The sequence below is a fragment of the Streptomyces sp. NPDC025721 genome (assembly GCF_055558595.1).
Genome location: NZ_JBVHMF010000001.1, coordinates 537,027 through 549,615 on the forward strand (window position 1 = coordinate 537,027; position 12,589 = coordinate 549,615).

Below are 12,589 nucleotides of genomic sequence, written 5' to 3' on the forward strand. Positions count from 1 at the left end.
CCCGAACCCGTGCACATACCCGCGTCCGGACCCGCCGCCGCAGGGCCCGGACACGCAGTCGGCGCCACACCGGTCCCCGTGCCGGGCCCGCCCCGCCGCCTCATCGTCCTGCTCGCCGTGGCCTGCGGCCTGACCGTCGCCAACCTCTACTACGCGCAGCCGCTGCTCAGCGAGTTGCGCCAGGCGTTCGGGATCGGCGCGGTCGCCGCGGGCAGCCTCGTCACCGTCTCCCAACTCGGTTACGCCGCCGGCCTGCTGCTCATCGTCCCGCTCGGCGACGTCATCGAGAAGCGCCGCCTCGCCACCGTCCTGCTCGCTCTCACCATCGCCGGTCTGGTGCTGGCCGGTCTCGCACCGGGCTTCGCCGTCCTGCTCGCCGCGCTGCTGATCGTCGGCACGACGCTCGTCGTCGCCCAGATCCTCGTGCCCTTCGCCGCCGACCTCGCGCCGGACGAGAGCCGCGGCAAGGTCGTCGGGCAGGTGATGAGCGGCCTGCTGACCGGCATCCTGCTGTCCCGTACCTTCGGCAGCCTGCTGGCGGACGCGACCAGCTGGCGGGTCGTCTACCTGACCTCGGCCGGGCTGATGACCGTACTGACCCTGGTACTGCGCAGGTCCCTGCCGCGCCGCGCTCCCGGAGCCGACGCTGCCACGCTGTCGTACGGGCTCCTGCTGCGCTCCACCGCCCGCCTGCTGCGCGTCCATCCGGCGCTGCGGCGCAGGGCGCTGTACCAGGCCGCGATGTTCGGCGCCTTCAGCGTCTTCTGGACCACCATCTCCTTCGTTCTGACCAGCGATCCCTTCAACTACAGCCAGTGGCAGGTCGGCCTCTTCGCGCTCGCGGGCGCGGGCGGCGCACTGGTGGCACCGCTCGCCGGACGCTGGGCCGACCGCGGCCTGGTCCGGCCGATGACGGCCGTCGCCTTCGTCACCGCGGCCCTGGCCTTCGGTCTCGCCGGGGTGGGACGGCACAGCGTCATCGCGCTCGGCGCCGCCGCGGTGCTTCTCGACATGGCCGTGCAGACCACCCTGATCCTCGGCCAGCAGGTGATCTACCGGCTCGACGGCCAGGCCAGGTCCCGGCTCAACAGCGCCTTCATGGCCACCTTCTTCGTCGGCGGCGCGGTCGGATCACAGGCCGGTTCCTACGCCTACCACGCCGGTGGCTGGACCTCGGTGGCCCTGCTCGGCGCCGCCCTGCCCGCCCTCGCGCTGCTCTACTGGATCGCGGAATGGCGCGGCCCGCGGCGCCGCGCCGACCGAGCGGACGGCATCGACACGGCCGGCACCGCCGACAGGAAAAGCAGCACAGGCCGGACAGGAAAGGACGGCAGCACAGGCCGGGCAGGCAAGGACGGCACCGCCCTCAACGACCACCTGCCACCGGCCCCGTCCGTCACGCCTTCGCCACCACCCCCAGGATCTCCGGAAGACGATCGAGCAGCCGCGGAGCGGTGAACCGCAGCGAGACCGCCGCGACCGCGAGCCCGTACAGCGCGCCCACCGGGAGCACCAGCCACAGCAGCGAATGGAGATCGTTGAAGTGGAGGGCGAGGGTCAGCGCGATCACCGGTAGCGACAGCGCCGCGCCGCTGAAGGTGCCGCCGACGACGTTCAGCGCGACGAGACCGCCCTGGCCGGGCGCCGCGTTGGCGAACGGGTTGTCCTGCGGGAGCGCGTACGGGTAGCGGACGCTCGCGTAACTGCCGGTCGCGATGAGCGCGCCCAGGAAGGCGAAGGACAGCCCCAGCGTCTCGGGCAGCGCCGACACCCGGTGGAGCAGCAGCGCCGCGCCGGTGGTGACGACGGTGACGTACGGCACGGCGATGGCGGCCAACGTCAGCGCCCGGCCGCGCAGTTCGAGCGCCGCGTCCCTGCGGGTGGTGATCGTCGCCGACACCGTCCAGAAAGCGGAGCCGTCCATGCCGAACTGGTTGTACATCTGCATGCCGAGCAGCCCCGCCGCCCACAGGCACTGGTAGACGGTGCCGTGCTGCACCACCGCGACCAGCGGCAGCAGCAGCCCGACGGCCAGCCCGGTCGCCCACGCCGCCTTCGACCTCGGGTCGCGCCACAGGTACCGGAACTGCCGCTCCATCACCGTGGCCGTCCGGCCGCCCACCAGCCGTCCGGGCAGCAGCCGGGCCGGCAGCGAAGGGCCCGCCGCCGCCCCGCCCCGCGCCCTCGACCCCTCGCGCTCCGGCGCCGCCTGGAGCGTGGACGCGTCGGGCGAGACCATCAGCCGGTGCAGGCTGGCGTGCCACCAGCGCAGGACCAGCGCCAGCACGGCGACGGTGAGGGCCAGTTGCACGACGGCCAGGCCGTACGACCCGCGCGCCGTCGAACGCACCGCGTCCACGGCGGGCGCGGGCGGAATCCAGCGCAGTACGGACGCCACCGAGGTCGCCCGGTGCAGACCGCCGTCGGACGACAGCGAGTTGACGCCGAGGTTGACGAGCTGGGCACCCACCGCCACGAACAGACCGCTGAGCAGGGCCAGGTCGCGGCCCTTCCGGCTGGTCAGCAGCCGGGTGTTGGCGGCGGCCACCGCCCGCGACAGCGCCACGCACAGCAGCAGCGTCAGGGCCACGGCCACGACCGCGACGACCCACGCGGCCCCGCCGTGCGCGACCGCGACGACCGCACCGGTCGACACCAGCAGTGTGAAGAGCGGACCGACGCCGATCAGCGACGACACCAACAGCGCCGTTATCAGCGGGCGCGGCCGTAGCGGCAGCATCGCCAGCCGGGTCGGGTCGAGCGTGTCGTCGCCGCCGAAGAAGAACAGCGGCATGATCGCCCAGCCCACGACCAGGACGACGGTCACCGTGACGGCGGCGGACGGTGCGTAGTGGTTGTTCCGCAGCGCGACCATTCCGGCGCCCATGCCGAGCGCGTACAGCATCGCGAAGGCGACGCCGAGGGACCAGCCGACCGTACGGCCGGTGGACCGGCGCAGGCCGTTGCGGAAGAGGGTGAGCTTGAGCCGTACGAAGACCGGCGTGAGCGAGGAACCGCGACCGAGCGCGGTCGGCGGCGCGGGAGCGGCGAGCGGGGTGGTGGCCGAGGTGGTCATCACTTGCCGCCGCTCAGCCAGTCGAGCGCCTGCCCGTCGCGCCGGTCGGCGCCCACCAGCGACAAGAAGGCGTCCTGGAGCGAGGGAGCGGTGCCGCGCACCTCGGCGAGCGGGCCGCGCGCCACGATCTTGCCCGCGGCCATGACCGCGACCCAGTCGCACAGGCTCTCCACCAGCTCCATCACGTGCGAGGAGAAGACGACCGTGCCGCCCGACTCCGTATAACGCTCCAGCACACCGCGGATGACCTGTGCGGACACCGGGTCGACGCCCTCGAACGGCTCGTCGAGGAAGAGGACTTCGGGATTGTGCAGCAGGGCGGCGGCCAGGCCGATCTTCTTCCGCATACCGGTGGAGTAGTCGACGACCAGCTTGTTCTGCGCGGCCGACAGGTCCAGGACGTCGAGGAGCTGACCGGCGCGTTTGTCGACCTCGGCGCCCGGCAGACCGCGCAACCGGCCCGTGTAACCGAGCAGTTCACGCCCCGACAGCCGCTCGAACAGCCGCAGACCCTCCGGCAGCACGCCGATCCTGGACTTCACGCCGACCGGGTCCGTCCACACGTCGTGGCCCACGATCCGCACACTGCCGTCGTCCGGCCGCAGCAGGCCGGTGATCATGGAGAGCGAGGTCGTCTTCCCCGCCCCGTTCGGCCCCACCAGGCCGATGAAGCGGCCCGCGGGCAGCTCCAGATCGATCCCGGCCACGGCCACTTGCTCACCGAACCGCTTCCACAGCCCGCGCACACGCACCGCGACCGGATCGGTGTCTCCGGCCGCCTCGGACACCTCCTCGGCGGTCCTCCCGTACGGCACCGGCCGGTACGGCGTCAGCTTCCGCTGCGACTCCTGCTCCCCCTGCGACCTCTGCGGCTCCGACATGGCGGCACCTCTCCCCGTCTCGCGCCCCTGCCCCCGGCGCGCCGCTGGTCGGACGACGCGCGAAGGTCTACGTCCGACAACCCTAGACGCGACCACTGACAGTGACCGAAGGACTCGGGAGCGTGAGCCCCGCGCGCAGGGGTCAGCGGCCCCTCGCCGCCGCCAACTCCCGCCCGCACGCGTACGCCAGCGGGCTCAGCAGCTCCTCGACGTCCGGCAGCCACCGGTTCAGGGCGGTCGGCTGCCGCGCCCACTGCACCGAGGCGCCCGGCCCCGTCCGCGTCGGCGGCGCGGCGATCCAGTCGCCCTCGCCGCGCACCCGCAGGTCGAGCGAGCCGGGCGCCCAGCCCAACTTCCGCAGCAGATCGGGCACCTTGACGGTGGCGCCGGGCAGGACGAAGAAGACCAGCCTGCGGTCGGGCGTGCAGATCACCGGGCCCAGCGGCAGATCCATCCGCTCCATCCTGGCCAGCGCCAGGCACCCCGCCACCTCCGGCACGTCGACCGCGTCGAACGTACGGCCCGTCGGCAACAGGACCGAGGCGCGCGGCTGCTTGCCCCACATGCGCCGTACCGCGTCGGCGCTGCCGCTGGCGTGCGCCGCCCAGTCGGGCCGGGTCGGGTGGGCGCCGGGAGCAGGGCAGGTGGGAGACGCGCAGGAGCACAGCGCGGGGCCGCCCGTGTCGTCCTCGATCCAGGAGCCGGGGAGCACGTCCCAGTGCCGCTCCTGCGCGTATCGGACGGCCGTGTCGAGAAGTTGGGCGGTGAGCTGCCGCGGTGCTCCGATGGTGTCTTCCACGCGCTGCACAACTTCCCTCATCAGCGTGAGTTACGGGGGCCGGCCCCTCGGCTCATGGCGGGCGCACTGGTGCACGCCCGGGGGCGCGTGCGCGATCCGGGCCCGTATTCGGGTAGTCACTTGGGGTCCGCGTGTCGTTCCGCTCGTTCCGCTAAAGGCGAAAACGACATGAAATGCCGCTCTAACAGGGCATTTTTCGGTGATGAGATGGGCACCTGTCACCAGGACGAGGTACGCATCGTCGAAGTGGGGGAATTGATGGCCGCACGACCGCTCGTGGCTCGGCAACCGAACGAACGGCTTCAGGCACTTATCCAGGAGGCCGGCTGCTCCAACGCCGGGCTCGCCCGCAGGGTCAACATGTGCGGCGCCGAACACGGCCTCGACCTGCGGTACGACAAGACGTCCGTGGCCCGCTGGCTGCGGGGTCAGCAGCCGCGCGGCCGGGCCCCGGCCATCATCGCCGAGGCGATCGGCCGCAAGCTGGGACGCGCCGTGTCCATCGACGAGATCGGCATGGCCAACGGCAAGAACCTGGCCACCGGCATAGGTCTGCACTTCGCGCCGACCGTCCTCGGCGCGATCGAGCAGGTCTGCGAGCTGTGGCGCAGCGACGTCGGCCGCCGCGACTTCCTCACCGGCTCCACGGTCGCCGCCTCCGCCCTCGTCGAGCCCAGCCGCGACTGGCTGATCACCCGCCCCGACCAGGGCGTCGCCCGCAACGGCGGTGCCAGGGTGGGCATGTCGGACGTCGAGGCCGTCAAGGCGACGACGCAGGCGCTCACCGACCTGGACCACCGCTTCGGCAGCGGACACGTCCGCCCGGTCGTCGTCCACTACCTCAACAGCGTGGTGTCCGGGTTACTCGCGGGCACCTACCGCGACCAGGTCGGCAGGGAACTCTTCGGCGCCGTCGCGCGGTTGACCGAACTGGCGGGCTACATGGCCGTCGACACCGGACAGCCCGGACTCGCCCAGCGCTACTACATCCAGGCGCTGCGCCTGGCCCAGGCGGCGGGCGACCGCGGCTACGGCGGCTACATCCTCGCGGCCAGCATGAGCCACCTCGCCGCCTCGCTCGGCAACCCGCGCGAGATCGCCCAACTCGCCCGCGCGGCACAGGAAGGCGCCCGCGGCCAGGTGACACCCACGGCGGAGGCGATGTTCTACGCCGCGGAGGCCCGCGGCCACGCGCTGCTCGGCGACGCCCGCACCTTCGCGACCGTGGCCAACCTCGCGGTCGAGTCCATGGAACACTCCCGGCCCGACGACGACCCGCCCTGGATCGCCCACTTCGACCACGCCTACCTCGCCGACGAACTGGCGCACTGTCACCGCGACCTCGGCCAGGCCGCGCCCGCCGCGCGCCGCGCGGAGGAAGCGCTCGCCGCGCACCCCGAATCGCGCACCAGGCGGCGTGCCATCGACATGCTGCTGCTCGCCGACGCCCAGGTGCAGCAGCGCGAACTGGAAGAGGCCTGCAACACGGGCACCCGCGCCGTCACCCTTCTGTCCGGTCTGCGCTCTAACCGCGGCGCGGAGTACCTGGACGACTTCCGCCGCCGCCTGGAGCCCTACGCGGCGGAGCCCGTGGTCCGCGAGTTCGGCGCCCGTCTGGAGGAACAGGACGCCGCATAGCGGACCATCACCGAATCGTTACGCGACCGACACCGCGTCCCCGCGCGGTGGCCAAAGCGCTGGAGAGACCTTGCGGGAACGGGCCCGGTACGCCCGGTACTTCCGCCCTCTCGGTGTGTCATGACGTTCACTCGTTCGGGTACGTGGTTGATGGTCCGGTTAACCCGGTAGCGTTGGCGGATGGTTCGGAAGGATCCGGCAACGGACGACAGGGCATAGGCGGGAGTCAGCGGCGATGCACACCGACGGACGCGGCGAGGAGACGCCTGAGGCGTACCGGGGCGTCGTGGTGCCCGCGGGGCGGCAGCAGCCGCCCTACGGGGAACATGTGCAGCCGGCCGGCGGCTCCCCCTGGGGCGAGCCCGCCCCGCTGCCCGAGCCCGCCGACGCCACCCAGATGCTGCCGCCGTATCCCGGGAGCATGCCGCCGCCCGCCGTCCCGGTGGCCGACGCCACGCAAATGCTGCCCCCGTACCCCGGCGGCGACCCCGGCATGCCGATGGCCGCCGCGAGCCAGGGGCCGGGCCCGGTACCGCCGCTGCCGCCCGTACCGCCGCAGGCACCGCCCACGGCCCCGCAGCAGCAGGCCGCCGACGCCACCCAGGCGCTGCCGCTGTCGATCTTCCAGGACCACGACCAGCAGGAACAGCAGCCGCAGTACGGCGGCCCGCAGTCCCCGCCCCCGCAGCAGTCGTACGAGCAGTCCTATGAGCAGCCTTACGACGGCTACGGGCAGCAGGGGTACGACCAGCAGCAGTCGTACGGCGGCCAGCAGCAGTACGGCCAGCAGTCGTACGACCAAGGTCAGGGCCAGGGTCAGGGCCAAGGTCAGGGTCAGGGCCAGGGCGGCGGGTACGAGGAGCAACCCCAGACGGGGCCGCAGCACGACAGCGACTACGACCACCTGTTCCGCAGCGACGTGCCCGGCCCGGAACCGCTGCGCCAGCGGATCATCCAGCCGCCGTCCCAGCAACAGCAACAGCAACAGAAGCAGTACGGGCAGCAGCAGGGCGGCATGGGCCAGCCCCCGCAGCAGCCGTACGACCCCGGTTACGGCTACGACGGCGGGCACGGTCAGGACGACGGTCCGCGCCGCAGGCTGTCGCCCCTCATGGTGATCGGCATCGTCGTCGCCGGGTGCGTGGTCGCGGGCCTCGTGGTCGGCGGGCTGTTGAACAAGGGCGGCGACACCAAGACGGACAACACCGCGTCGAAGAGCGGCACCCCGGCGACCTCCGCGCCGAGCACGTCCGCGAGCGGCAGCACCGACTCCGCGGCCGACGACGCCGTCAAGCAGCAGGCGCAGGGCCTCGACGCGCTGCTGAAGACCAGCGGCAACAGCCGCAGCTCCGTGGTGAGCGCGGTCGAGTCGATCAAGAACTGCAAGAATCTCGGCCCCGCCGCCGCCGACCTGCGGTCCGCCGCCACCCAGCGCACCGGCCTGGTCACCCAGCTCGGCGGCCTGTCGGTGGACAAGCTGCCCAACCACGCCGACCTGACCGAAGCCCTCACCAAGGCGTGGCAGGCGTCGGCCGCCGCGGACGGCCACTACGCGAACTGGGCCGACCAGGCCGCGCACAACCACAGCGTCTGCAAGGGCGGCCACGCCCGCAGCACCGGCGAGGCCCAGGACGGCAACCGCGAGAGCGGCACCGCCACCGAGCAGAAGAAGCGCGCGGTCCGGCTGTGGAACGCCATAGCGAAGCAGTACGGGCTCACCGAGCGGCAGTACAGCCAGCTCTGAGCCGGGGCCGTTGGTGGACGGGGCCACGGGCGTATACGCGTCACCGCGCGTTTCCTTGCGCGCCTGTGCGCTCCCGTGCGCTTATATGCGTGCGTACGCGGACGGACGGTGACGGAGCCGACACGTCCGCGCCCGACCGATGAATCCGCGCCGACGCGGCAGTCTTCCTCTCGACCGCACCACGCGAGAGGTGGACCGATGACGCATCCCACGAACAGTTCCACGACCGATCCGGCGGCGGGCCTGCGCGGCGTCCTGGAGCCGTACATCGACAACGGCACGATTCCGGGTGCGGTGGGTCTGGTGGCACGCGGCGACCGGGTGGAGGTCGCAGCGGTCGGTTCCGCGCACCTTGAGGGCGCCGTGCCGATGGCCAGGGACGCGATCTTCCGGATCGCCTCCGTCAGCAAACCGATCACCGCCGCCGCCGTGATGATGCTCGTCGACGACGGCCGGATCGCGCTGGACGACCCCATCGCGACCTGGCTGCCGGAACTGGCCGCGCCGGTCGTCGTCCGCACCCCGGACGCCCCGGTCGACGACGTGGTCCCGGCCGCCCGGCCGGTCACCGTGGCCGACGTGCTCACCTTCAGGGCCGGGTACGGCATGCCCAGCGACTTCTCACTCCCCGCCCTGCAACCGCTGTTCACCGAGCTGAAGCAGGGCCCCGCGCGGCTGTCGGGCTTCGCGGGCCCCGACGACTGGCTGGCGGCGCTGGCCCGTATCCCGATGCTCCACCAGCCGGGAGACGCCTGGCTGTACAACACCGGCTCGGACATCCAGGGCGCGCTGATCGCCCGGGTCTCGGGCCGCTCCTTCGCCGAGTTCCTCGCCGAGCGGATCTTCGAACCGCTCGGCATGGCCGACACCGGCTTCACCGTGGCCGCGACCGCGCTCGACCGGCTGACCAGCGCCTACGGGACGGGCGCGGACGGCGGTATCGAACTGTCGGACCCGCCGGGCGAGGAGTGGACCAAGGCGCCCGGTTTCACCTCGGGCGCGGGCGGCCTCGTCTCGACCGTCGACGACTGGTTCGCCTTCGCCCGCATGCTGCTCGCCGAGGGGACTGTGGACGGCCGCAGGCTGCTGTCCGCGCGGTCGGTACGGATGATGGCCACCGACCACCTGACGCGGTCCCAGCGCGACGCGAGCGAGCTGTTCCTCGAAGGCCAAGGATGGGGCTTCGGCGGCTCGGTGGACGTCGCGGAGACCGACCCCTGGAACGTCCTCGGCCGCTACGGCTGGGTCGGCGGCAGCGGCACCACGGCGCATGTCACGCCCTCGACCGGCGCTGTCAGCATCCTCTTCACGCAGCGCGCGATGACCGGCCCGACGCCGCCCCAGGTGATGCGGGACTTCTGGCGGTACGCGGCGGGGGTGTGAGGGCGCGCGCGTCCTGGACGGGGCGCTAGGGGTCGTACGGGCCGCTCGTGGGTGGTCAGTTCTGCGCGGACGAGTTCTGCCGGAGCGTCTTCGTCAGGTCCACGAAGCCCGGCCGCGCCAGCACGAGCCGCCCGTCGCGTACCACCTGATAAGTGACCTTGGAGTTCACCATCCGGGAGTGGCTCGGGATGCCCAGCAGATCGGCCTGCGTCCAGCCGAGATCCGGGGTGAGGCCGCCGGTCGACAGGTGGGTCGTGGTGTCCATCGCGCGGTGCAGATTGTCCGCGTTCACGCTGACCTTCTCGTCCATCGCCCGCACCACCTTGGCGAAGACGGTGTACGCGACCCAGGTGGTCTGCACCCCGGGGTCGGCGACGTCGATCCGGTCGTCGCCGAACGCGTACTTCTTCACCACCGACTTCATCTCGGCCCACTTGGCGTCGGACGCGGGCGGGTACCAGCCGGTCACGTACGCGTTCTCCAGCGGGCTGCCCGCGCCGCCGGTCGAGTCCACCACCGACTGCTGCACGCTGCCGAGCACCGAGGACAGCCGCACTTTCGGCTGCTCCTCGCCGACTCGGCGCAGGGAGTCGAAGAAGGTGCTGGTGCGGTCGCCGAGCACCGCGGAGACGCAGGTGGACGGCTTGTTGTTGCCGACCGCGGCGGTGGCGATGTCGGTGTAGTCGTTGGAGTCGTCGGCCGTGAGCATGTCGCGCGCGGGCGGCCGGCCGCCGCTCTTGAGCCCCTGGTCGAGGAAGATCGGGAACTGGTCACCGGTGATCGTGTCCGGCCGTACCAGATTGACCTTCTTGCACAGGTCCGCCAACTGCCGTCCGCTGCCCGCCAGCAGCGCGGGCAGACCGCCGTTGACCGGGTACGACAGCAGGCTCTGGAACTCGTCGGCGGTGATGCCGTAGCCGCCGATGTACGGGATGCCGTTCGACTCCAGGGCGGTGGTGAAACTGCCGCCCTCTTCGCTGTAGGAACCGACAACCGCGACCGCGCCCGCCTTCGCCGCCTGCTGCGCGCAGTCCGTGACGGCGACCGCGTCATGGCGTTCGTTGCAGGTCAGCACCTTCAATTTGCGGCCGTTGAGACCGCCCTGCTCGTTGGTGTACTTCTCGAATGCCTGCGCCATGGCAAGCATTCCCGGCATATTGGTTGATTTCGTGTCGACCGGCGCCCACGTCATCACGACGAGCGGTTCCGTGGAGCCGCCCGAACCTCTGGGAAGCACACCGCACCCGCTGAGCAGCGCACTTGTGGCCAGCAGCGCGACGGCAGCCGTGCGGACCCTGCGGATACGCCGTTCCCTCATGTCATGCGAAGATTCCGGCCCGCGCCCAACGCCGGGGTGACCACAAGCGAACGGACGGTCACTATCAGGTGAATTACGGGTGGCGTCGGTGGAGAACGTACGATGCGCCATTGTGCAAGGTTCGGAGAAGTCTTCCCGTCGCGGCCGTCACTCCTCCACGATGGGGGGCATGCCGCTCAACGACATGCCCTGGTGGCGCTGGCGCAGCAATGTGCGCTCCGCGCTGCACATGATCAGCGACCCGGTGTTCCAGCGGGAGGTCTGGCAGACCGGCCGCGAGGGATACGGGGACGTCACGGACGCCGTGTACCGGCTCGTCGAGGACACCTGGCTCGACAACTGGTCCGCCGAGAAGTACGTGGGCACGATCTTCCGCGACTCGCAGGAGGCCGCGCTCGTCGACGTCGCCGTGCTGCGCGTCCTCAAAATCCTGCACCAGGTGGGCGCCGACGCACCTGTCGCCGCCTATCTCGACCACCACGCCTGGCCGGAGGCGGTCCGCGCCGCCCGCGACGCCCACGTACGGATGTCCGCCGCCGACGGCGACGACCCGGACACGCCGCCGCGCTCGCTGGAGGTGCTGGCGATCTACATACGGTCGGCGTGACCGTTGGATGTTCGTACGTCCCCGGGCCGCACCTGGTGCGTGTTTTCCGGTGGCACCTGCTTTTCCCCGCGCCACCTGGCGCGCGATATCCGTGGGTTCCGCTTGACGGACAGTCCGACCTGAGGGGGTCGGTTTGTGCGAGGCTGACGGCGTGACCGAACAGCAGCCGCCGCAGCCAGACCCGCAGTACGTCCTCACCCTGTCCTGCCCGGACAAACAGGGCATCGTGCACGCGGTCTCCAGCTATCTCTTCATGACCGGTTGCAACATCGTCGACAGTCAGCAGTTCGGCGACCAGGACACCGGCCTGTTCTTCATGCGGGTGCACTTCTCGGCCGAGCAGGCGGTGACCGTGGACAAGCTGCGCGCCAGCTTCGCGGCGATCGCCGAGGCGTACCACATGGACTGGCGGATCCACCCGTCCGACGAGCGCATGCGGGTCGTGCTCATGGTCAGCAAGTTCGGGCACTGCCTCAACGACCTGCTCTTCCGCACCAGCATCGGCGCGCTGCCGGTCGAGATCGCCGCCGTGGTCTCCAACCACACCGACTTCCAGGAACTTGTGGGTTCCTACGGCGTTCCCTTCCACCATGTGCCGGTCACCAGGGACACCAAGGCCGAGGCCGAGGCGCGGCTGCTGGAGATCGTGCGCAAGGAGGGCGTCGAACTCGTCGTGCTCGCGCGCTACATGCAGGTGATCTCCGACAACCTGTGCCGTGAGCTGTCCGGTCAGATCATCAACATCCACCACTCCTTCCTGCCGAGCTTCAAGGGCGCCAAGCCCTACCACCAGGCGCACGCCCGCGGTGTGAAGCTCATCGGCGCCACCGCGCACTATGTGACGGCCGACCTCGACGAGGGGCCGATCATCGAGCAGGAGGTCGAGCGGGTCGGCCACGAGGTCACGCCGGAACAGCTCGTCGCCATCGGGCGCGATGTGGAGTGCCAGGCGCTGGCCCGCGCGGTGAAGTGGCACAGCGAGCACCGGGTGCTGCTCAACGGCCACCGCACGGTCGTCTTCGCCTGAGCGGGCTCTTTGCTTGAGTCTTCTGTCCGAGCTCTTCGCCTGAGTCTTCTGTCCGGGCTCTTCGCTTGAGCTCTCTGTCCGAGCGGGCTCGTCGGCCGGCCCTCGTCAGGGCAGAG

At 71.2% G+C, this 12,589-nt stretch carries 10 protein-coding genes; 6 read left to right on the forward strand and 4 right to left on the reverse strand.

The genetic code is table 11. The annotated features are described in order from the left end of the window. The first annotated feature begins 78 nt into the window (after positions 1-78). A complete protein-coding gene (locus ACZ4EF_RS02395; protein ID WP_467502332.1) occupies positions 79-1,458 on the forward strand; it encodes an MFS transporter in 1,380 nt (459 codons plus the stop codon). Here ACZ4EF_RS02395 and ACZ4EF_RS02400 read toward each other — a convergent pair. From ACZ4EF_RS02400 to ACZ4EF_RS02410, 3 genes are all read right to left on the reverse strand, one after another. Next, positions 1,397-3,076 carry a transporter gene (locus ACZ4EF_RS02400; protein ID WP_467502334.1) on the reverse strand — a complete coding sequence of 560 codons (1,680 nt, stop codon included), beginning with the start codon at positions 3,074-3,076 and terminating at the stop codon, positions 1,397-1,399. The genes ACZ4EF_RS02395 and ACZ4EF_RS02400 overlap by 62 nt on opposite strands. Next, complete coding sequence (locus ACZ4EF_RS02405) at positions 3,076-3,957, reverse strand: ABC transporter ATP-binding protein (RefSeq protein WP_391043145.1); 882 nt, start codon at positions 3,955-3,957, stop codon at positions 3,076-3,078. The genes ACZ4EF_RS02400 and ACZ4EF_RS02405 overlap by 1 nt, the downstream gene beginning before the upstream one ends. A 142-nt stretch (positions 3,958-4,099) precedes the next feature. Beyond that, the gene (locus ACZ4EF_RS02410; RefSeq protein WP_401310104.1) at positions 4,100-4,777 is read right to left on the reverse strand and encodes a bifunctional DNA primase/polymerase; all 678 of its coding nucleotides are present in this window, start codon (positions 4,775-4,777) and stop codon (positions 4,100-4,102) included. 237 nt (positions 4,778-5,014) lie between these two features. On the opposite strand from ACZ4EF_RS02410, the gene ACZ4EF_RS02415 reads away from it, so the two are divergent. From ACZ4EF_RS02415 to ACZ4EF_RS02425, 3 genes are all read left to right on the forward strand, one after another. Further along, the gene (locus ACZ4EF_RS02415) at positions 5,015-6,394 is read left to right on the forward strand and encodes a transcriptional regulator (protein ID WP_188279929.1); all 1,380 of its coding nucleotides are present in this window, start codon (positions 5,015-5,017) and stop codon (positions 6,392-6,394) included. 235 nt (positions 6,395-6,629) lie between these two features. After that, on the forward strand, positions 6,630-8,138 hold the full coding sequence (locus ACZ4EF_RS02420; RefSeq protein WP_467502336.1) for a hypothetical protein: 1,509 nt from the start codon (positions 6,630-6,632) through the stop codon (positions 8,136-8,138). A gap of 198 nt (positions 8,139-8,336) precedes the next feature. Then, positions 8,337-9,521 (forward strand): serine hydrolase domain-containing protein, encoded by a 1,185-nt coding sequence (locus ACZ4EF_RS02425; RefSeq protein WP_467502338.1) that lies wholly within the window; start codon positions 8,337-8,339, stop codon positions 9,519-9,521. Positions 9,522-9,576: 55 nt separating this feature from the next. Here ACZ4EF_RS02425 and ACZ4EF_RS02430 read toward each other — a convergent pair whose 3' ends face one another. Beyond that, complete coding sequence (locus tag ACZ4EF_RS02430) at positions 9,577-10,839, reverse strand: ABC transporter substrate-binding protein (protein ID WP_467502339.1); 1,263 nt, start codon at positions 10,837-10,839, stop codon at positions 9,577-9,579. Positions 10,840-10,999: 160 nt separating this feature from the next. Between ACZ4EF_RS02430 and ACZ4EF_RS02435 the strand changes: the two genes are divergently transcribed. Then, positions 11,000-11,446, forward strand: a complete 447-nt coding sequence (locus ACZ4EF_RS02435; protein ID WP_355337548.1) for an SCO4402 family protein — start codon at positions 11,000-11,002, stop codon at positions 11,444-11,446. Positions 11,447-11,597: 151 nt separating this feature from the next. Then, complete coding sequence (purU, locus tag ACZ4EF_RS02440; RefSeq protein WP_188279924.1) at positions 11,598-12,473, forward strand: formyltetrahydrofolate deformylase; 876 nt, start codon at positions 11,598-11,600, stop codon at positions 12,471-12,473. Positions 12,474-12,589 lie beyond the last annotated feature (116 nt).